The organism is uncultured Sulfitobacter sp. (assembly GCF_947500075.1).
Classification (GTDB): Bacteria; Pseudomonadota; Alphaproteobacteria; order Rhodobacterales; family Rhodobacteraceae; genus Sulfitobacter.
Genome location: NZ_CANMQS010000003.1, coordinates 426,387 through 447,638, shown reverse-complemented (window position 1 = coordinate 447,638; position 21,252 = coordinate 426,387). Strand labels below are relative to the sequence as shown.

At 58.6% G+C, this 21,252-nt stretch carries 18 protein-coding genes; 6 read left to right on the top strand and 12 right to left on the bottom strand.

Features of this window, described 5'->3' with window-relative positions; all coding sequences use genetic code 11:
- Nucleotides 1-21: 21 nt before the first annotated feature.
- Both Q1A91_RS12055 and ilvA read right to left on the bottom strand, forming a co-directional pair.
- Entirely contained in the window at nucleotides 22-834 is an 813-nt protein-coding gene (locus Q1A91_RS12055; RefSeq protein ID WP_299877311.1) for an SDR family oxidoreductase, read from the bottom strand.
- 9 nt (nucleotides 835-843) lie between these two features.
- Nucleotides 844-2,055 carry a threonine ammonia-lyase IlvA gene (ilvA, locus tag Q1A91_RS12050; RefSeq protein WP_299877757.1) on the bottom strand — a complete coding sequence of 404 codons (1,212 nt, stop codon included), beginning with the start codon at nucleotides 2,053-2,055 and terminating at the stop codon, nucleotides 844-846.
- A 148-nt stretch (nucleotides 2,056-2,203) separates the two neighbouring features.
- Here ilvA and Q1A91_RS12045 point away from each other — a divergent pair, with 148 nt between their 5' ends.
- Nucleotides 2,204-3,424 carry an argininosuccinate synthase gene (locus tag Q1A91_RS12045; protein ID WP_299877309.1) on the top strand — a complete coding sequence of 407 codons (1,221 nt, stop codon included), beginning with the start codon at nucleotides 2,204-2,206 and terminating at the stop codon, nucleotides 3,422-3,424.
- 175 nt (nucleotides 3,425-3,599) lie between these two features.
- On the opposite strand, the gene Q1A91_RS12040 is transcribed toward Q1A91_RS12045, so the two are convergent.
- Nucleotides 3,600-4,289, bottom strand: coding sequence for an HAD family hydrolase (locus Q1A91_RS12040; RefSeq protein ID WP_299877307.1), 690 nt, complete (start codon nucleotides 4,287-4,289; stop codon nucleotides 3,600-3,602).
- A 141-nt stretch (nucleotides 4,290-4,430) separates the two neighbouring features.
- Between Q1A91_RS12040 and msrA the strand changes: the two genes are divergently transcribed.
- The gene (gene msrA / locus Q1A91_RS12035; protein WP_299877304.1) at nucleotides 4,431-5,096 is read left to right on the top strand and encodes a peptide-methionine (S)-S-oxide reductase MsrA; all 666 of its coding nucleotides are present in this window, start codon (nucleotides 4,431-4,433) and stop codon (nucleotides 5,094-5,096) included.
- Nucleotides 5,097-5,098: 2 nt separating this feature from the next.
- Here the strand turns inward: msrA and Q1A91_RS12030 are convergent, their stop codons facing one another.
- The 3 genes from Q1A91_RS12030 to Q1A91_RS12020 form a co-directional block, all read right to left on the bottom strand.
- Nucleotides 5,099-5,971, bottom strand: coding sequence for a ribokinase (locus Q1A91_RS12030; protein ID WP_299877301.1), 873 nt, complete (start codon nucleotides 5,969-5,971; stop codon nucleotides 5,099-5,101).
- Complete coding sequence (locus Q1A91_RS12025) at nucleotides 5,968-8,226, bottom strand: NADP-dependent malic enzyme (RefSeq protein ID WP_299877298.1); 2,259 nt, start codon at nucleotides 8,224-8,226, stop codon at nucleotides 5,968-5,970. Before Q1A91_RS12025 ends, Q1A91_RS12030 begins: the two co-directional genes overlap by 4 nt.
- Before the next feature lie 69 nt (nucleotides 8,227-8,295).
- Nucleotides 8,296-10,014 carry a DUF563 domain-containing protein gene (locus Q1A91_RS12020; protein WP_299877296.1) on the bottom strand — a complete coding sequence of 573 codons (1,719 nt, stop codon included), beginning with the start codon at nucleotides 10,012-10,014 and terminating at the stop codon, nucleotides 8,296-8,298.
- A 178-nt stretch (nucleotides 10,015-10,192) separates the two neighbouring features.
- Here Q1A91_RS12020 and mutS point away from each other — a divergent pair, with 178 nt between their 5' ends.
- Nucleotides 10,193-12,814, top strand: a complete 2,622-nt coding sequence (mutS, locus tag Q1A91_RS12015; protein WP_299877754.1) for a DNA mismatch repair protein MutS — start codon at nucleotides 10,193-10,195, stop codon at nucleotides 12,812-12,814.
- A 49-nt stretch (nucleotides 12,815-12,863) separates the two neighbouring features.
- Here the strand turns inward: mutS and Q1A91_RS12010 are convergent, their stop codons facing one another.
- Nucleotides 12,864-13,427, bottom strand: a complete 564-nt coding sequence (locus tag Q1A91_RS12010) for a nucleotide exchange factor GrpE (RefSeq protein WP_299877293.1) — start codon at nucleotides 13,425-13,427, stop codon at nucleotides 12,864-12,866.
- A 9-nt stretch (nucleotides 13,428-13,436) separates the two neighbouring features.
- Complete coding sequence (gene hrcA, locus Q1A91_RS12005) at nucleotides 13,437-14,501, bottom strand: heat-inducible transcriptional repressor HrcA (RefSeq protein WP_299877291.1); 1,065 nt, start codon at nucleotides 14,499-14,501, stop codon at nucleotides 13,437-13,439.
- Nucleotides 14,502-14,610: 109 nt separating this feature from the next.
- Between hrcA and rph the strand changes: the two genes are divergently transcribed.
- From rph to hemW, 3 genes are read left to right on the top strand one after another with little or no spacing between them, the layout of a single operon-like run.
- On the top strand, nucleotides 14,611-15,324 hold the full coding sequence (gene rph / locus Q1A91_RS12000) for a ribonuclease PH (protein WP_299877288.1): 714 nt from the start codon (nucleotides 14,611-14,613) through the stop codon (nucleotides 15,322-15,324).
- Entirely contained in the window at nucleotides 15,321-15,932 is a 612-nt protein-coding gene (rdgB, locus tag Q1A91_RS11995) for an RdgB/HAM1 family non-canonical purine NTP pyrophosphatase (protein ID WP_299877285.1), read from the top strand. The genes rph and rdgB overlap by 4 nt, the downstream gene beginning before the upstream one ends.
- Nucleotides 15,925-17,082, top strand: a complete 1,158-nt coding sequence (gene hemW / locus Q1A91_RS11990) for a radical SAM family heme chaperone HemW (protein WP_299877283.1) — start codon at nucleotides 15,925-15,927, stop codon at nucleotides 17,080-17,082. The genes rdgB and hemW overlap by 8 nt, the downstream gene beginning before the upstream one ends.
- Here hemW and Q1A91_RS11985 read toward each other — a convergent pair.
- Genes Q1A91_RS11985 through mnmG form a run of 4 tightly spaced genes read right to left on the bottom strand, consistent with a single transcriptional unit; the run spans nucleotide 17,079 to nucleotide 21,240 of the window.
- Entirely contained in the window at nucleotides 17,079-17,969 is an 891-nt protein-coding gene (locus Q1A91_RS11985) for a ParB/RepB/Spo0J family partition protein (protein ID WP_299877280.1), read from the bottom strand. The two genes, hemW and Q1A91_RS11985, sit on opposite strands and share 4 nt — an antisense overlap.
- 10 nt (nucleotides 17,970-17,979) lie before the next feature.
- On the bottom strand, nucleotides 17,980-18,780 hold the full coding sequence (locus Q1A91_RS11980) for a ParA family protein (RefSeq protein WP_299877277.1): 801 nt from the start codon (nucleotides 18,778-18,780) through the stop codon (nucleotides 17,980-17,982).
- Nucleotides 18,773-19,381 (bottom strand): 16S rRNA (guanine(527)-N(7))-methyltransferase RsmG, encoded by a 609-nt coding sequence (gene rsmG / locus Q1A91_RS11975; RefSeq protein WP_299877274.1) that lies wholly within the window; start codon nucleotides 19,379-19,381, stop codon nucleotides 18,773-18,775. The genes Q1A91_RS11980 and rsmG overlap by 8 nt, the downstream gene beginning before the upstream one ends.
- Nucleotides 19,378-21,240 (bottom strand): tRNA uridine-5-carboxymethylaminomethyl(34) synthesis enzyme MnmG, encoded by a 1,863-nt coding sequence (mnmG, locus tag Q1A91_RS11970; RefSeq protein ID WP_299877271.1) that lies wholly within the window; start codon nucleotides 21,238-21,240, stop codon nucleotides 19,378-19,380. The genes rsmG and mnmG overlap by 4 nt, the downstream gene beginning before the upstream one ends.
- Nucleotides 21,241-21,252 lie beyond the last annotated feature (12 nt).

Sequence of the window (21,252 nt, the reverse complement as noted above, 5' to 3'; positions counted from 1 at the left end):
GACATTCAGCACGACCTGGGATCAAACCAGCTTGTACAGATTTGTTGCAGCGGCAGAGCCGAAAACCTCCGTCGCCTTCGCGCGCAGCATCTGCATGCCCTGCACCCAGCGATCATGGTCCTGCGCCCGCTGCAAGGTATACTGCCCAACCTGAGGATGGGACAGGATCAGGAAACGGTTCGTTTCCACACCGTCAACAATAGCTGCCGCCACATCGTCAGCGGTCAGCAGCGTCTCCCGCTTGGCCGCATCCGTATCATCCAGCCCCAGCAATGGCGTCGCGACATACTGCGGGCAGACAACTGAAACGCCGATCCCGTCAGGCCCATGTGTGATCGCAAGCGATTCCGCAAAACTGACAGCGGCATGTTTCGTCGCCGAATAGGCCGCATCGCCGATCTGGTTCAGCAAACCGGCAGCAGAGGCGACATTCACCAGATGCCCGGACCCACGCGCCATCATCTGCGGCAGCAGCGCGCGGCTGGCATATACATGCGCCATCACATGCACCTGCCAGTTCAGCATCCAATCCTCATCCGGCTGCGACGCCGCATGAGAAGGATCACCGCGCCCAAGCCCCGCGTTAGAGACGAAAATGTCGACTGGTCCCTGCGCCATACCTGCCTGTTCAATCAGGCTCTGAACGGCGCTTTCATCCCGCACATCGCACTGCACGGCCATGCCGCCGATCTCTGCCGCGACAGCCTGCGCCTTGGCGGCATCAAGGTCTGACACGCATACCTTTGCCCCCTTTGCTGCTGCTGCCCGCGCGGTCGCCGCTCCGATCCCGCTGCCCGCGCCCGTGATCACAACTGAACTATTGTTAAACTGCATATCTCTTCCTCAGATGACGAACTGCGCCAATGTCTCATCATTGGTGATGTCGGTGTATGTGAACCCGGCGCTTTCGATCCGCTCAAACATAGCGGGAAAATTCTCCGGCGCGTCCGTTTCAATCCCGATCAGGACAGATCCAAAGTTGCGCGCAGATTTCTTCATGTATTCAAACCGGGTGATGTTGTCGTGTGGCCCCAGCATATCAAGAAAATCACGCAGCGCGCCGGGACGTTGCGGCAACCTGAGGATAAAATACTTCTTCAGCCCTGCATACCGCTGCGCGCGCTCCTTCACCTCTGGCAGACGTTCGAAATCAAAGTTGCCGCCGGAAGCAATACATACCACGGTCTTGCCCTTGATCTGATCGGCCACTTCGCCGAGCGCCTCAATCGCCATGGCGCCGGCAGGTTCCAGAACGATCCCTTCGACATTCAGCATCTCTGTGATGGTGCAGCAGATGCGGTCCTCATCCAGCGTGATCACGTCATCCGGGTTCACACCCTTGAGCCGCGCAAACGTCCGCGCCCCGATCTTGGCCACCGCCGCGCCATCCACAAAGGCGTCGATGGGCGATACATCGACCGGCGCACCGTCTTGCAGCGCGCGGGCCAGACTTGGCGCGCCAGTAGGCTCTACCAAGGTGTAATTGCAGGTTTCACCAAAGTAGCTGCGCGTGCCCGCAGACAACCCCCCGCCGCCCACAGGCAGGATGATATGATCCGGCACGCGACCCAGTTCCTGTTCAATCTCCACCGCGACAGAGGCCTGACCTTCGATCACATCCTCATCGTCAAAGGGCGACAGGAAATGCCCACCTTCCGCAGCACAGAATTCCTGCGCCGCATGCAGGGAGGCATCGAAATAATCACCAATCAACCGCACTTCGACATGTTCACCACCAAACATCCGCGTCTTGAGAATCTTTTGCTCTGGCGTGGTCACGGGCATGAACACCACACCCTGCACCCCGAAATGTTTGCACATGAAGGCCACCCCCTGCGCGTGATTGCCCGCCGAAGCACAGACAAACAGTGACTTCTCCGGGATGACCTTGCGCATCGCATTGAACGCACCGCGCAGCTTGTAAGACCGCACCGGGCTCAAATCCTCGCGTTTGAGCCAGACATCAGCCTCATACCGTTCCGACAGCAGAGCGTTGCGCATCAATGGCGTGGCGGGAAAGACCGGGCGCATTTTGGCGGCTGCCAAGGTGGCCATCGCCTGAAAATTCTCTGTCACTCTACCTGTCTCCCATACGCATCTCACTTCGATAGGGCCGCGTGACCTACAGGTCAACGCAAGCGGCAATCTTGCCCGCACCGGCAAAACCCGCTACCTCGCGGAGCGTAAGAGAAGGAAACCTCAGATGTCCGCGCCCAAGAAAGTTGTGCTCGCCTATTCCGGCGGGCTTGATACCTCCATCATCCTGAAATGGCTGCAAACCGAATACGGTTGTGAAGTGGTCACCTTCACCGCCGATCTCGGCCAGGGGGAGGAGCTGGAGCCCGCCCGCGCCAAAGCCGAAATGATGGGCGCGTCCCAAATCTATATCGAGGATATCCGAGAGGAATTCGTGCGCGACTTCGTCTTCCCCATGTTCCGCGCAAATGCGGTCTATGAGGGTCTGTATCTGCTGGGCACCTCCATTGCCCGGCCACTGATCTCCAAACGTCTGGTAGAGATCGCGGAGGAAACCGGTGCTGATGCGGTGGCCCATGGTGCCACTGGCAAAGGCAACGATCAGGTCCGCTTCGAACTGGCCGCCTATGCGCTGAACCCTGACATCAAGGTCATCGCACCCTGGCGTGAATGGGACCTGTCCAGCCGCACCAAGCTGCTGGAGTTTGCGGAGATGAACCAAATCCCCGTCGCCAAGGACAAGCGCGGCGAAGCGCCCTTCAGCGTGGACGCGAACCTGCTGCACACCTCCTCTGAGGGTAAAGTGTTGGAAGACCCGGCGGAGGAAGCGCCCGACTACGTCTATCAGCGCACGGTGCATCCCGAAGATGCGCCCGATACGCCGGAATATGTGGAAATCGGGTTCGAGCGGGGCGATGCTGTCTCCATCAATGGCGAAGCAATGTCTCCCGCAACGATCCTGACAAAGCTGAACGCGTTGGGCGGCAAACACGGCTGCGGTCGGCTTGATCTGGTTGAAGGGCGCTTTGTTGGCATGAAGTCGCGCGGCATCTATGAAACGCCCGGCGGCACACTGCTGCTGGAGGCGCACCGGGGGATCGAATCGATCACCCTGGATCGCGGCGCGATGCACCTCAAGGATGAGCTGATGCCGCGCTATGCCGAACTGATCTACAACGGTTTCTGGTACAGCCCCGAACGCACGATGTTGCAGGCGGCGATTGACGCGAGCCAGACCCATGTCACCGGCACCGTGCGGCTGAAACTCTACAAAGGCAGCGCGCAGACGGTGGGGCGCTGGTCCGATCATTCGCTCTATTCAGAGGCGCATGTAACCTTTGAGGATGACGCCGGTGCTTACGATCAGAAAGACGCCGCAGGTTTCATCCAGCTCAACGCGCTGCGGCTGAAGCTGCTCGCTGCGCGGGACAAACGCCTGAAGGGCTGAGTTAAAAATGGCCCGAACCGTATGGGTTCGGGCCTTATACTCACCACACAACACTCGCTAAAGACATACCAGATGAGGCCGGTGGCAGCAGACTTGTGAAGGTCCACTCTGTTGGGATCTCTACGGTGAAACGAGTGATACGCGGTGAAGGTTTCAAAATTCCTAAAATGAAGTGCTAAAGGCGGATCTTCCAAAGGCGCTCATAATACGGCATCGCTGCCTCTACCAGCTTGGTCTGCGCGTCTGTCAGCGCGGGCAAGGCACCCTCCGCGCCGGCAAAACCCGTGCTGGCATGCACTGCCCCATACCAATGTCTGGCCCAAACCCCGTCTGCCGGATGGCCCCCCGCTGGCCAACGCAGCATTTCCGGATCCCAACGCACCCCGATCGCGGCGCAGAGCCGTTGCAGCATCTCCTCAGGGTTGGCGCGAATGTCCGTACTGTCGATCACCACGCCGCCAAGGGAATCGTAAATCCGATCTTGCTGCACGAACCCGATGTCGTCCAACGTCGGCGCATCCCGCTTGGCCGCATAGCTGGCAATCACCCGCGCCGGGTGGCGGATCAGATGCACGTGCACACAGTCCTGCGCCCAGTCCATTGGAAAATCCGGCAACATGTGATGGGGCATATGTTTCATGTAGAGATGCGGCGTGCCTTCACGCTGACACAGGGTTGAGACCTGCGCGGGATCGCTTTCATGCGCGGCGATAATCTCTGCGGCCATTGGATGATCAGAACCGGTTGCCTTCAGATATGCCGCATAAAACGGCTCATCCATAACGTCAAAATCAGACCGCGCACCGAAACTGTACATCATGGCCGTACTCAAGTTGCGCGGCCCGGACCAAATTGCAAAACGCATGCTCTTTCTCCCTCAGACATTAGAAATGTTACCAATCACACAACGGCGGTAAACATCAATCACCTGCCCGTGACTTCCCTGCTCTGGCGCTTGCGCATCGCGCCCAACAGGCGCAGCCTTGGCCAAACACAGGAGGTCACGATGAACCAGCTACGTATGATCAAGACCATGACCCTCGCTGCACTGATTGCCGTGGGGCTTGTTGCACAATCAGGTGGTGCGCGCGCCGCCGGGACAGAGACGCTGACCGTCGCCGGTGGCTGTTTCTGGTGCGTGGAATCAGATTTCGAATCCGTTCGTGGTGTGAAGGAGGTCGTGTCAGGCTTTGCAGGCGGCACTGTCGCCAATCCCACGTACAAGCAGGTCGTCGCTGGCGGAACCGGACACTATGAAGCGGTTCAGATCCAGTTCGATTCAGGCGTCATCAGCCGCGATCAGATCCTGTCGATGTTCCTGCGCTCCATTGATCCTACAGATGCCGGCGGTCAGTTCTGCGACCGCGGACCCACCTACCGCACAGCGATCTTTGCCAATGGCGGTGCGCAAAAGGCCGCTGCCGAAAAAGCCATTGCGGATGCACAGGCAGCCCTTGGGCAAACCATCGTGACGCCCATTCTTGGCGCAACAAAATTCTATCCGGCCGACGCCTATCACCAGGACTACTACAAAAGCAGCGATCGCCTCGCGCTCAGCACCGTAGGCTTGGGTGTGAAGAAATCCGTCGCCTACAAGCGCTACCGCGCGCGGTGCGGCCGGGATGCGCGCGTCAAACAGCTTTGGGGCAGTGCGGCACCCTTTGCCAAGTAAGCTCAGCTGAAATCGTGATCCTGGATGTCCTTGAGATCCGGGATCACATCCGCTGTCCCCTGCCGCGTCACCATCAAAGCCCCAGCCCGCATCGCCAGATCAATCGCTTCTGCCATCGGCAAACCGCGATCCAGCGATGCAACAAGATACCCGGTAAACGTATCCCCGGCGCCGGTTGTATCAACAGGATCAACCTTGAATGCCGGAAAGCTCTGGGTCGAATTACCCTTGTTAGAGACCCATTTGCATCCCTCGGACCCCAACGTGACCACAATGTCATCCACGGGCACGTCTTCCAGCGCCTGCCCGGTTCCTTCAAGCAATTGCGTGGCCTCGACCTCGTTGAGGACAAGCAGGTCAATCTTGCCCATCAACGCCATCACCGCGTCGGTTGAGAAGGGTGCAGCGGCATAAACAACGCGAAGGCCAAGCGTCTTTGCCGTCTCCGCCGCAAAGACCTGTCCGTTGGTTTCATTCTGCATCAACAGGAAATCGCCAGGGCTGGCTTCGGTCAACGCTTTGCCAATCATCTGTTCCGTGATGGCGTGATTGGCACCGGGAAACAGGACAATGCTGTTTTCACCTTCAGCATCCACACAGATAATCGCATGTCCCGTCGGTTCATCCATGACTGCAATGTGCTGCGTCTCGACCCCATACTCCAACAACCGTGTTTCAGCCCAGCGCCCGTCATCGCCGATCCCACCGATATGCGAGACCCTCGCGGCTGCCCGTGCGGCCGCAACGGACATGTTGGCCCCTTTGCCCCCCAGCCCTTTGGCGAAGGACGTCGCCGCCAATGTCTCTCCCGCATCGGGGAGATGCGGAACGCCATAGAAGAAATCCGCGTTGATGGAGCCGAGGTTCCAGATCATTCGCCAACCTTGCAGGCCGCAAGGATCGCCATGTTGAGGATGTCATTCGCCGTCGCCGTGGTCGAACAGATCTGAATGGATTTATCCAAACCCGTCAGAATCGGCCCAATCACCGTCGCGCCCGCCATTTCCTGCATCAGCTTCACGGAAATGCTGGCCGAATGTCGCGCAGGCACCACCAGAATATTGGCAGGGCCGGTCAGGCGCGAAAACGGATATTGCGCTTGCGCGGCGGCATTCATCGCCACGTCCACGGTCATCTCACCTTCATACTCAAAATCAACCCCACGGGCATCAAGCACCCTGGGCGCGCCGCTCATCTTCTCGGCCCGTTCCGATACCGGATAGCCAAAGGTGGAGAAGCTCACGAATGCCACACGCGGCTCAAGACCCAGATGCCGCGCCACCCGCGCGCCGCTGACGGCGATATTGGCCAGATCCTCTTCATCGGGCCATTCGTGCACCAGCGTGTCAGCAATAAACACGATCCGCCCCTTGTTCAGAATCGCCGTGAAGCCTGCCGCGCCATGCTCCGCATCCGCATCGAACACATGGTTGATCCGGTCCAGCACATGGGCGGATTTGCGGGTCGCACCTGAAATCATGCCATCCGCATGCCCATGCGCCAACATCAGCGACGCGAACACATGCCGGTCCCGCGCGGCAAGACGGTGAATGTCCTTGTGATCGAACCCCCGCCGCTGAAGCCGGTCATAGAGCGAATTCTTGTAGACATCCAAATGCGTGGTGTTGGCCGCATTCACGATGTCCAATTCCCGCGCCGCATCCCCAAGACCTGTTTCCTGCAACTTCTCCTGCACCTCGTCCGGGCGCCCCACAACCAGCGCCTTTCCAAACCCGGAGCGCTGGTACAACACCGCCGCCCGCAACACCCGCGGATCATCGCCTTCGGCAAAGATCATCCGCGACTGGTTGGCGCGCGCACGGGCGTTGATGCCGCGCAGGATGTTCGCGGTCGGATCCATCCGGGATTTGAGCGTCAGCTCATAGGCATCCATGTCGATGATCGGACGGCGCGCGGCACCGGTATCCATGCCGGCCTTCGCAACAGCGGGCGGTATGCGGTGGATCAGACGGGGATCAAACGGTGTGGGAATGATGTAGTCCCGCCCGAAACTCAGCGTCTTGCCATAGGCCATCGCCACTTCGTCCGGCACGTCCTCCCGCGCGAGATTGGCAAGCGCATGGGCGCAGGCGATCTTCATCTCGTCATTGATCGCCCGTGCATTAATGTCGAGCGCCCCGCGGAACAGGTAGGGGAAGCCCAACACGTTGTTCACCTGATTGGGGTAATCGCTTCGCCCGGTGGCGACGATGGCATCCATCCGCACCGCATGTGCTTCTTCCGGTGTGATTTCCGGATCGGGATTGGCCATGGCGAAAATCACCGGATTGTCTGCCATGCTGGCAACCATGTCCTGCGTCACCGCCCCTTTGACAGACACACCCAGGAACACATCCGCTCCGCTCATCGCCTCCTCCAGCGTGCGCAGTTCCGTGGTTGCGGCATGGGCCGACTTCCACTGGTTCATCCCCTCCGTCCGACCCTGATAGATCACGCCCTTGGTGTCGCACATGATGCAATTGTTGTGCCTGGCGCCCATGGACTTGAGCAACTCCAGGCATGCAATGCCCGCCGCCCCTGCCCCATTCAGGACAATCCGCACATCTTCGATCTTCTTGCCGGAAATATGCAGCGCATTGATCAATCCCGCCGCGCAGATCACCGCCGTGCCATGCTGATCATCATGGAAGACAGGAATATCCATCTCCTCTTTCAGACGCTGTTCGATGATGAAACATTCCGGCGCTTTGATGTCTTCAAGGTTGATGCCCCCGAACGTCGGCCCCATCAGCTTGCAGGCGTTAATGAAGGCATCCGTGTCTTCGGTATCCAGCTCAATATCGATGGAGTTCACATCCGCGAACCGTTTGAACAGGACGGATTTACCCTCCATCACAGGCTTGGACGCCAGCGCCCCAAGGTTGCCCAGACCCAAAACGGCCGTCCCGTTGGAAATCACAGCCACAAGGTTGCCCTTGTTGGTGTAATCATAAGCCGTTTGGGGATTGGCCGCGATCGCTTCGCAGGGCACCGCAACACCGGGGGAATAGGCGAGGCTGAGATCCCGTTGGGTCGTCATCGGCACGGTTGCCGTAATCTCGAACTTGCCGGGAGTGGGTTCAAGATGGAAGGCAAGCGCCTCTTCGTTGGTAATGCGGGTATTGCTCACGGAAATCGGCCTTTTGCTGTTTGCGAAAGTCATAGCTTTCAATGCGCAGGCTTACAATCAACACGCCCATCAGGCGACAAAGCGGACCCATTCGTGGTTGCCGACAAAGGCACTGTGCCGTTCGGGAAAATCATTCTCCAGCCGCGCCAACGCCCAGCGTATCACCTGCGGCCGTTCACACCTGTTGGCGCACCAGATCATCCGCACCAATGTCTGCCAGCGTGTCGGGTCGGCCTTGTACGCGTGATCAAGCGCGACAAGCTCTGATCGCGTCTCCCCCAACTCCTTGTGGCAATCCGCGCGGAGCAATGACAGCGCCCCATTGCCCTGCACCATCTCCTCATGCGCCTCAAACAGCGCCAGCACCTGCGGCAGGGCATCTGCCGCCAGCAATTGCCGCGCCAGAGAGGCGAGCGTCGGTGCCCTGGTCAGCGTTGGCACATGCCCCAGAACGGTTACGACAAACGCCATCACTTCGCCCACGGCCTCTTCGGACAAGGACACCGGCACAAGGCCGTCTGTCTTGAAATCAGGCTCTGACAAAGGGTTTTCCTGCTTATAATCGCCAAAGAAGCTGATGTATTTGCACCTTGCGGCATGGGCCACTGGCCAGAAATCCGCCCACCTGTGCTGCGCTGTCTGATGGGTTCCAATCTCAATCACGTAGGTCTGCGGCCCCGCAAACAGCATATTGGCAAACCCGGCCCCATGGTATGACACCATCATCTCCGCGCGCGCCATCACGGCGATTTGCTCAAGCGGCGGCATGTTCTCAAAAACGACGTACTCAAACCCGAACATCTGTAAATGCTCAAACAGCAGTTCTTCGCCAGCCATATGGCGCTCGCGGCTAAGCCGGTTATCCCGGCCCACGAAAATCCGCTTGGGCAAATGGCCAAAATCCTGCACCTCAATCGCCGCCAGCGCCCGCTCCCTCAATGCGCGGAGCGGGCCCGGCACGGAGTTCATCGTCAACATCGGCAAGGCATTGATCGTGTGCAAGGCTGCGTTCTCTCGTTTCTCTCCCGGCAGCAACGCCCCGATCCCGCGCTGCACAGAGGGCGGCATATGCAAATGACCCCCCATCACATCATACCCGGTGATCGCCTGATGATAGGACTTCGGCGCGCGTTCAAAGTGCAACCGGCCCTTGAACTCAGGAAACAGCGTCTCCGCAAAAGCCTGTGCAAAGGGGCGCTGCTTCTCAGGTGCATTGGGGAAATGAAAAAAGATCTCTCCCTGAAAGTCCAATCCATCCAGCAAGGTCAGTTGCGGCAGGGATTCCGTGAGGAAGTGATAATAATTAAACGTGTTCCGGCAGGGCACAACAAACGGCGTATCAGGCTCTAATCCGCCTGAAATCACCGGCAATGACATCCCTTCATTCTGCCACTGCATCTGCTGGAAGTAGAGGTTCAACAGAACATCAGGCGCCCCGACTTCCGTGTTTTCCCAACGGAACCTGTTCAGCAACCGCGACCCCGCAGCGCCACTCAGCAAAAACTGCCCGCCTGCGGCGACAAAGGACTTGTGGCACGTCACATCGCTCAACAGCGCAGGCACGCTTGTTGTCTCAATCGGCTGGGCAAAGCGTTTCTGGGACATCGTCCGCCGGATGGTGCCCCGCATCCGTTCGCGCATCTTGGGATGTGCCGTGATCGGAAACCCTTCGATCACCGCCCCGTCCGTGGGCTGCCAAACTGTCTCTACGTGCTGCAACGCCTGCATCCGCGTGTCACGCCATGGGTTCAGAAACAGGTCTTCAGGCGGCAATGTCATATCGTTCATGTCCCGCACTGAGCCGCCCTCTCCTCTTGGGGTTTAGATTAGGTTAAAAAATATCACTTTTGTGGAAACCGTCCACAAACATCCCCGTGTCAGTCGCCCTTTCCCTCGCAACCGTGGTTTTGTACATACACCTGACGTGGATCAGGGGGTGCGGGTGAGCCAGGACAAAGTCACGCCAATGATGGCGCAGTATCTTGAGCTGAAGGCGCAATACGCCGACGCGCTGTTGTTCTACCGCATGGGCGACTTTTACGAGATGTTCTTTGACGACGCTGTCGCGGCGGCCGAAGCGCTGGACATCGCCCTGACCAAACGCGGCAAACACGAAGGCAACGACATCCCCATGTGCGGTGTACCGGTCCATGCCGCTGAAGGATACCTGCTGACGCTGATCCGCAAGGGGTTCCGCGTTGCTGTCTGTGAACAGATGGAAAGCCCGGCGGAGGCAAAGAAACGCGGCTACAAGTCGGTCGTCAAACGTGATGTTGTCCGGCTGGTCACCCCCGGCACCCTGACCGAAGAAGCCCTTCTGGAAGCGCGCCGTCACAACTTCCTCGCCGCCTATGCAGAGGTCCGCGATGAAGCAGCGCTCGCCTGGGTCGATATCTCCACCGGTGCGTTCCATGTGATGCCCCTCTCGCCTGTGCGGCTCAGCCCCGAGCTTGCGCGCCTTTCCCCGTCCGAGCTTATCGTTTCTGAAGCAAAAGAGCCTGAACTGTACGACTTAGTCTCTGATTTCAATCTGTCGCTCACCGGCATGCCCCGCGCCGCCTTTGACAGCACGGGGGCGGAAAACCGGCTCTGCACGCTCTTCAACATTGCCACGCTCGATGCCTTCGGCACTTTCACGCGCAGCGAAGTTTCCGCCATGGGTGCGCTGATCGACTATCTGGAAATCACGCAGAAGGGCAAACTCCCCCTCCTCCGCCCCCCGCAGAGAGAGAGCGAAGCACGCACTGTCCAGATCGACGCGGCCACCCGGCGCAACCTTGAACTTACCCATGCCATGACCGGCGGGCGCGCAGGCTCACTGCTCGCCATCATGGACCGCACCTGCACCGCCGCCGGCGCCCGCCTGCTTGAACGGCGTATTTCCAGCCCCTCTCGCGTCCTTGAAACGGTACATGCCCGTCTGGATGCCGCCACATTCGGCTATGACAATGCCCGCCTTACCCAGGACTTGCGGGATAGCTTGCGCAAAGTGCCGGATCTGGACCGCGCCCTGTCCCGCCTGTCGCTGGACCGGGGCGGACCCCGCGATCTGGCCGCCATCCGAAATGGCCTGACCCAGGCCGAAGCGCTGAGCCAGACACTCGGCACCCTCGACCTCCCCGATCTTTTGCGGGAGGCGACCACCGGCCTTGCGGGCCACGACGGGTTGATCGACCTCCTCGACCACGCGCTCGTGGCCGAACCCCCGCTGCTTGCCCGTGACGGCGGCTTCATCGCAGAAGGCTACGACGGCCCGCTAGATGAAGCCCGCAAACTGCGGGACGAAGGCCGCAGTGTCATCGCCAGCATGCAGCAGGACTTCATCGCCCAGACCGGCATCAACACGCTGAAGATCAAACACAACAACGTGCTGGGCTATTTCATCGAAACCACCGCCACCCATGCGGAAAAGATGCTCTCCGCCCCGCTGTCAGACACCTTCATCCATCGCCAGACGACCGCAAATCAGGTGCGGTTCACCACCGTAGAACTGTCAGAAATGGAAACCCGCATCCTGAACGCAGGCAACGAAGCACTGGAGATCGAAAAGCGGCTCTATGAAAGCCTGAAAGGCCGGATACTTGAGCGCGCGGGCGAAATTGCGGTGACATCAAACGGGCTGGCAGAGATTGATCTTGCGCTCAGCCTTGCAAACCTCGCCGAGGAAGAAAACTGGACGAAACCTACAGTCGACAACAGCCGCGCCTTTCGCATTGAAGGGGGCCGACATCCTGTCGTGGAACGTGCGCTGCAACAGCAATCCGGGGAACCCTTCATCGCAAATGACTGCGATCTGAGCGCCGACGGCACCGCGGCCGCTGTCTGGCTGCTGACCGGCCCGAACATGGCTGGCAAATCGACTTTCCTGCGACAGAACGCATTGATTGCCCTGATGGCACAAATGGGCAGCTACGTCCCGGCAACACAGGCCCACATCGGCCTGATCAGCCAGCTCTTCAGCCGCGTCGGAGCCTCAGACGATCTTGCCCGTGGACGCTCCACCTTCATGGTCGAAATGGTCGAAACCGCCGCGATCCTCAATCAGGCCGACGATCGTGCGCTGGTGATTCTGGATGAGATTGGCCGCGGCACGGCAACCTATGACGGTCTCTCCATCGCCTGGGCCACACTGGAACACCTGCACGACGTCAATCGCGCCCGCGCCCTGTTTGCCACCCACTACCATGAAATGACCGCCCTTTCCGCCAAACTCCACGGTGTTGAGAATGCGACCGTCGCCGTGAAAGAATGGGAAGGCGAGGTCATCTTCCTGCATGAAGTCCGCAAGGGCGCCGCAGATCGATCCTACGGTGTTCAGGTCGCCCAGCTCGCTGGCCTGCCTGACAGCGTCATCGCCCGTGCACGGGTGGTGCTGGACGCGCTGGAAAAAGGCGAACGCGAAGGCGGGGCAAAACAAAAAACCCTGATCGACGATCTCCCGCTTTTCTCCGTCAGCGCGACCCCGCCGCCACAGCTCCAAAAACCCTCAAAGGTCGAAGACGCCCTGAAAAACGTGCTGCCGGACGAACTCACCCCCCGCGAAGCCCTCGACATCCTCTACAAACTGAAAGAAGCGGCCAAGCCCTGACCGCCTCTTCCAAATGGTTTTAAAAACCCCCGCGGAGCGTTGAAATCTCTTATCCCGCAGGTTGCGACGAAACCCCAACCTGCGCGGGACGCAACAACCGATCATGCAGCATGAACCCTTCGGCGGCAACTTGAATGATATCGCCTGCCTTGGTGCCCGGCACAGGTGCCTCGAACATCGCCTGATGGTTTTGGGGATCAAACCTGTCACCAACCTCTGGCGCGATGATCTCAATCCCGTGTTTCTTGAAGACGTTCAGCAGCTCCCGCATGGTCAGTTCAACCCCTTCAAGCAGGGGCCCGGACACATCACGTTGCTCATCCGTTGCGGCTTCCAGCGCGCGCTTCATGTTGTCATAGACCGGCAGCATATCCCGCGCGAGCTTTGAACCGCCATAGTTCTCAGCCTCCCGCCGATCCTTGTCAGACCGCTTGCGCGCATTCTCCGCATCGGCAAGCGCACGCATGAAGCGGTCTTTCAGCTGGTCCCGCTCCGCTCTGAGCTGATCCAGTTCCAGCGCTTCGTCATCAATCTCTTCTTCCTCGGCGGCATAGACTTCCGCCTCTGCCGCATCCAGATCGTCTAAAAATTCATTTTCTCTCGGGTCAGCCATTCTTCACCTCTAGCTGCGGTCGGAGACCATCTTTCCGACCAGCTGCGCCGTGTAATTCACAATCGGCACAATACGTCCATAATTCAGGCGCGTGGGGCCGATCACACCGACCGCACCGATCACCTTTCGATCAGCGTTCATATAAGGGGAAACCACCAGAGAGGAACCCGAAAGTGAGAAAAGTTTGTTCTCAGAGCCAATAAAGATGCGCACACCGTCACCACCTTCGGCAAGTTCCAGAAATTCAGCGATATCGCGCTTGCGCTCAAGGTCATCAAACAGCTGTCTCACCCGCTCCAGATCTTCGGCTTCTGCGTCCCCGTCCAGCAGGTTCGCGCGGCCCCGCACGATCAGGCGTTCCGAATGTTCCCCTTCGCCTTCCCAAAGGACCGCACCGCTTTCAACAAGTTCCTGCGCAAGCGCGTCAATTTCGGACCGGCGCTGCGCAATCTGCTGTTTGATGCTGCGCTGCAATTCGCTGATGGTCTTGCCTTCCACCAAAGCGTTGAGGAAATTCGCAGCCTCCCGCATGGAACTGGGGGTTTGTCCGGGCGGCGGTGTGAACAGCCGGTTCTCCACATGACCGTCGGAAAAGACCAGAACCACCAGCGCGCGGTCCGGGGACAGGGACACAAACTCGATATGCTTGATCGGGGCTTCGTGCTTGGGGGTCAGCACCAGCGATGCGCCATGGGTCACACCGGACAAGGCCGATCCCACGCGGTCCAGCAGGTTGCCCACGTCTGACGCATCCTGCCCCATCGTCGCGTCGATCTTTTCACGATCCTTGTCCGAAGGATCACCCACCTCGATCATCCCATCGACAAACATCCGCAACCCAAGCTGCGTGGGGATACGCCCGGCGCTGATGTGCGGGGAGCCAAGCACACCGATATGTTCAAGATCCTGCATCACATTGCGGATCGTGGCGGCACTGACCTTCTCACTAAAATCCCGCGTCAGCGTGCGGGAACCAACCGGGTCACCTGTATCCAGATATCCTTCAACCACACGGCGAAACACTTCGCGGGAGCGATCATTCATTTCCTTCAGCAGCTTGACAGTCTCTGACATTCACTCACCTCTGGTGCCAATAAAGGGAGGCAGAGCGCAAACGTCAATCTTGCTTGCATAACAGGCGCGTGGGGCGGTATCCCCGAAGCCAAATCAAAAAGGATATCCCATGCGCCCTTCTGGCCGGAAACTTGACGAAATGCGCCCTGTCTCTGTTGAGGTCGGGTTTACCAAACACGCTGAAGGATCGGCGCTGATCAAGGTGGGTGACACCCATGTCCTGTGCACCGCAACGGTCGAAGACCGCGTGCCGCCGTTCATCAAGGGGTCCGGATTGGGCTGGGTGACAGCGGAATACGGGATGCTGCCCCGCGCGACCAACACCCGCATGCGGCGGGAAGCGGCGATGGGCAAACAAGGCGGGCGCACGGTGGAAATTCAGCGTCTCATCGGTCGATCGCTGCGCGCCGGCGTGGACCGGGTTGCTTTGGGCGAGCGCCAGATTTCAATCGACTGTGATGTCTTGCAGGCAGACGGCGGCACACGCTGCGCCTCCATCACCGGCGGCTGGATTGCCCTGCGTCTTGCGGTGAACAAGCTGATGAAGGCCGGTGACATCATCTCCGACCCTTTGGAAGATCCAGTTTCGGCAGTAAGCTGCGGCATCTACGCGGGCCAGCCCGTGCTTGATCTGGACTACCCGGAGGATTCCGAAGCCGGCGTTGATGGCAATTTCATCATGACCGCAACCGGCAAGCTGATCGAAGTGCAGATGAGCGCCGAAGGTTCCACCTATTCCCGCGATCAGATGAATGAACTGATGGATCTGGCGGAAAAAGGTGTGGCGGAATTGGCGTCGATCCAGAAAGACGTCACTGCGTGACACGCAAGTTCACCTCCGACCGTATCCTGATCGCGACCCACAACGCGGGCAAGCTCGAAGAAATGGCGCAGCTCTTTGCGCCCCGCGGGGTGCAGGTTGTCGGCGCGGCGGAACTGGGCCTGCCTGAACCGGAAGAGACGGAAACCACCTTTGTCGGCAATGCCCGGATCAAGGCGCATGCGGCGGCAAAGGCAACCGGGATGCCAGCACTGGCCGACGATTCGGGAATTGAGGTCGACGCGCTGGACGGCGCGCCCGGTGTCTATACCGCAGATTGGGCGGAAACACCGGATGGCCGGGATTTCGTGATGGCGATGACCAAGACCCACAGGCTGCTGGAAGAGAAGAGCGCGCCCCATCCCCGACATGCACGTTTTTGCGCGACATTGGTACTGGCCTGGCCTGATGGCCATGACGAAGTCTATGCAGGAACGGTGGAGGGCACGCTTGTCTGGCCGATGCGGGGCAAGCTGGGCCATGGATATGATCCTGTGTTTCAACCCGACGGCCATGACATCACCTTTGCCGAAATGGATGCTGATCAGAAAAACGCAATCAGCCACAGGGCAGATGCCTTTACCAAGCTGATCAAGGGTTGTTTTGACTGAGGACTGGCGAGAGGGGGGCTTTGGCCTCTATATCCATTGGCCGTTTTGCGAGGCGAAATGTCCCTATTGCGATTTCAACAGCCACGTTTCGCGCAACATTGATCAGAATGCTTGGCGCAACGCCTACATCGCCGAGCTTTCACGCGCTGCGGCTGAAACACCGGACCGGGTTTTGAACGCCGTTTTCTTTGGGGGTGGCACACCCAGCCTGATGGATCCCGATGTGGTCTCAGATCTCATCGCCGCGATCCGCACCCATTGGCCCGTTGCGAATGATCTGGAAATCACACTGGAGGCAAACCCAAGTTCTGTTGAAGCCGGCCGTTTTACAGCCTATCGGGAAGCCGGGGTGAACAGGATTTCGATGGGCATTCAGGCGCTCAATCATACCGACCTGCGCCGGTTGGGGCGCATTCACACTGCCACAGAAGCCATGACAGCCTTCGACATCGCGCGGAACACCTTTGATCGGGTCAGTTTCGATCTGATCTACGGGCGGCAGGATCAGAGCCTTGCCGATTGGGAAGTAGAGCTGAAACAGGCTCTAACATTGGCCCTTGATCACTTGTCGCTGTACCAACTGACCATTGAACAAGGCACTGCATTCGGCGACCGCTACAACCGCGGGGGTTTGCGGGGATTACCGGATGAGGATCTGGGCGCGGACATGTACACGCGCACACAGGAGATTTGTGAAGACATGGGCATGCCCGCCTACGAAGTCTCAAATCATGCGCGGGACGGCGCCGCCTCACGGCACAACTTGATCTACTGGCGGTATGGAGACTACATCGGCATCGGTCCCGGCGCACATGGCCGATTGACGCTGGGCGGACAAAAACGGGCCACCGAAGCCTTCAGCAATCCCAAACGATGGCTGGAGGGTGCAATGCAGGGCATGACGGAGAAGCAGCGCGGTACTTTGTCTGCTATGGATCAGGCACAGGAATTCCTGCTGATGGGCCTGCGCCTGAAAGAAGGCATCGACCTGCGGCGATACGAGAGCATTGCCGGGGCATCCCTGCCCAGCGAGAAGGTAGCGGAGCTTGCCGATCTGGGTATGGTTCGTGTTTCAGATCGCCGTTTAATCGTTACGGATCAAGGGTTTATGGTTCTTAATGCCGTAATAGAAGCCCTGCTGCCGGATTAACCGCCGCCGAGGACACGGCACAGTTCATCCAGCTCTTCCAATGTCCGATAGTGAAGCGTCAGCTTGCCGCTTTCCTGCCCATCCTTGTGGTCCAAAGACACTTTCATCCCAATCGCCGCCGCAAGATCCCGCTCCAACGCGACGGTATCGGCATCCTTTTCCTGCGCGGGGGATTTGGCGGTGAGTTTTGACGCAGGACCACTGGCTTCCTTCTTGACCAAAGCCTCAGCCGCGCGGACGGACAGGCCGCCTTTGATGATCTGCTGCGCAAGCTTCAGCGGGTCCTGGGCCGGGATCAACGCGCGCGCATGTCCGGCACTGAGGGCACCGGTGCGCACCATCTCTACCACCCCATCCGGGAGGTTGAGCAGACGCAGCAGGTTGGCAATATGGCTCCTGCTCTTGCCAAGCGCTTCGGCCATTTTCTCCTGCGTGTGACCAAAGCGGTCCATCAGTTGACGGTATCCTGCGGCTTCTTCAATCGGGTTCAGATCAGCACGCTGAATGTTCTCAATGATCGCAACTTCGAGCACTTCAACATCGGTAAATTCACGCACAATGACTGGCAGTTCGTGCAGTTGCGCCATCTGCGACGCGCGCCAGCGGCGTTCGCCGGCAACGATTTCAAAACTGTCATCGGGACGGGCGCGGACGATCAAGGGCTGGATAACACCTTTCTCCTTGATCGACGCCGCGAGGTCTTCAAGATCTTCGGACGCGAAGCGTTTCCTCGGCTGGTCTGGGTTGGGAGAGATCTGCTCAATCGGGATCAGACGCTCAGCCGCACCCGGTCCTTTGGCGGCGGTGTTTTCGGACTCTGTCACGTCGGCCATCAATGCCGACAGCCCACGACCCAAACCCCGCTTGCGTTCCTGCTTCTCTGCCATTTCGACCCCCTTAGTTTTGATTGTTTTCCAGTATTTCCTGCGCCAAAGCCCGGTATGCCATCGCCCCTTTGGACTGGCTGTCGTAAGACAGCACCGGCAAAGCAAAGCTGGGCGCTTCGCTGACCCGGACGTTCCGGGGGATCATGGTTTTGAACACAACATCGCCCAATGTATCGCGCGCATCCTGCTCCACTTGTTGGGACAGGTTGTTGCGCCGGTCGTACATGGTCAAGACCACCCCCTCGATCCGAAGATCCTTGTTTCCGCTCTGCCGCACTTCCCGCACGGTCATCATCAGCTGAGAAAGACCTTCGAGGGCAAAAAATTCACTTTGAAGCGGCACCAGAATGGAATGTGCAGCAATCATTGCGTTCACTGTCAAAAGGTTCAGCGACGGCGGGCAATCAATCAGGATGTAATCCAGCGCAAAATCATCCATCTGAAGCTGCCGCAGCGCATCATGCAGAAGGAAGCTCCGCTTTTCATTCGAAATGAGTTCAATATCAGCAGAACTCAGATCGACAGTGGCAGGGATGACATACAGGCCGTCGTGGTTGGTTTGCTGCACCAGGCGATCCAGTGCGATATCCTCAAGCAGCAGCTCATAAGTGGTAAATTCACGGTCATCCAGCGCGATCCCAAACCCCGTGGAGGCATTTCCCTGCGGATCAAGATCAACCACCAGCACACGCTTTCCCGCCTCCACCAGGGCAGCGGCAAGGTTGATTGTCGTGGTCGTCTTGCCAACGCCGCCTTTTTGGTTTGCCACAGCGATAATCTTGGGCCCTTGTGGCCGCGTGGGGTCAGACACGTCGAATATCCTCAATTCTCAACACAGCTGCAGCAGGGTTTGTGATGCTTGTAATGGCTTCACAGCGGTATGACCACCGTTCTTGGGCGGCCGCATGCTCTTTCTGCCAGTTTTCTCCTTTTGGGAAAATGGCTGTTCCCGTCGGGGCCATATGTCGGCTTGCAAACCCCATCAGCGCGTCCAGATCAGACAAGGCGCGGGCACTGATCACATCGGCATTTTGGGGGGCAAGCGCCTCAATACGTTCGGAACGCACCACACCGTTCAGGGAGAGTTCCCGTATGGCACCTCTCAGGAAGGCTGATTTCCGTTGGTCGCTTTCAACAAGGGTGAACTTTGTGTCCGGGCTTTGTTCAACCGCGATGATCGCCACGACAATGCCCGGAAAACCGCCGCCGCTGCCCAGATCAAGCCAATGCGCGCAGGCTGGCGCAATATCGAAGATCTGAACGGAATCGCGAATATGGCGGTCCCAGATGTGCGGAATACTGGCCTTGGAGATCAGGTTGATCTTTACCGTCCACTTTTCGACCAGCTTAACGAAGGCTTCCAGCCGTTCCAATGTTTCACGTGAAACATTCAGTCCGTGATCTGTTGTCATGCTGTCTTCTTACGCGCATTTCGTTTCAACCGCGTCAGCAGCAACGTCAACGCCGCCGGCGTCATCCCGTCAATCCGCCCCGCCTGAGCCAGTGTTTCAGGTTGCGCCGCCATCAACTTAGCCTTCAACTCATTTGACAGCCCTTCCAGCGCCCCATAATCGAAACCCTCCGGAATCCGATGTGCTTCATCTTTTTGCAGCACATCTATATCACGTTGCTGGCGGTCCAGGTAATTCGCATAGAGCGCGTCCCGTTCAATTTGCTGACGGATGCCATCGGGCACGTCATCAAGCTCCGGCAGCAGTGGAATCAGATCGTCAAACCCAACATCGGGAAACGACAGGAGCTGAAACGCAGAGCGGCGGTTTCCATCCTGGCTCACCTTGATCCCGGATTGCGTTGCCTCCTTCGGCGTAAAGGTATGATCCGATAGCTGTTGCTTCGTCTTCCGCAACTGCGCTGACTTTTCGCTAAAAAGCGCCGCGCGCGCCTCCCCCACACATCCCAGCACCATCGCCAATGGCGTCAGGCGTTGATCTGCGTTGTCCGCCCTCAGGGACAGCCGAAACTCCGCCCGAGAGGTGAACATGCGATAGGGCTCTGTCACGCCGCGCGTTGTCAGATCATCCACCATCACACCGATATAGCTCTCAGACCGACTGAAGAGGACTGGATCGCCTTGTTTTGCCGCCCGCGCCGCGTTCAACCCCGCCACAAGCCCTTGCGCTGCCGCCTCCTCATACCCTGTGGTTCCATTGATCTGCCCAGCCAGGTACAATCCCGGCACCGACCGCAGCTCCAACGTGGCCCGCAAAGCGCGCGGATCGACATAGTCATATTCAATGGCATAGCCCGGTTGCAGGATCACTGCATTCTCAAGGCCAGCAATCGAACTGACATAGGCTTCTTGCACCTCCACAGGCAATGACGTCGATATCCCGTTCGGATAAATCGTATGGTCATCCGCCCCCTCTGGTTCCAGGAAGATCTGGTGAGACGTCTTGTCCGCAAACCTCACCACCTTATCTTCAATCGACGGGCAATACCGCGGACCAACCCCGTCAATGTGACCGCCGTACATGGCGGAGCGTTCGAGGTTCTGCGCAATGATCTCATGCGTCGCAGCGTTCGTATGCGTGATCCCGCAGGTAATCTGCGGCGCACTCACGCCCGTCGACATAAACGAAAAGAGGGTTGGCTCATCATCTCCCGGCTGTTGTTCCAACCCTGACCAGCCGATTGTCCGGCCATCAAGGCGTGGTGGCGTGCCCGTTTTCAAACGGCCCATTGGAAGTTCAAAGCTATCCATCCGAAGGGCGAGTTGCTCCGTCGCCTTGTCGCCCATCCGCCCACCGGAACGGCTGACATCGCCGATATGTATCACACCGCGCAGGAATGTTCCGGTGGTCAGGATAACGGCAGAGGCAGTGATCTGCTCACCCGACGCCAGAACGACACCCGCAACGGCAGCGCCATTCATGACAAAATCAACAACCTCCCCCTCAATAATCTCAAGGTTTGGCTGTTGTTCTGTCTCCGCCAGCATCTCGCGCTTGTAGATCTTTCGATCCGCTTGCGCTCTTGGCCCCTGAACTGCCGGTCCCTTTCTGCGGTTCAACAACCGAAACTGTATGCCCGCCTTGTCCGCAACCCGCGCCATGACACCGTCCATGGCATCAATCTCTCGCACCAGATGGCCTTTGCCCAAGCCTCCAATCGCCGGATTACAAGACATGACCCCGATGCCATCTCTGGACATCGTGACCAACGCCGTTTCCGCACCCATCCGCGCAGCAGCATGCGCCGCTTCGGATCCGGCATGACCACCGCCAATGACAATCACCTCAAAATGTTTCACGTGAAACACTCC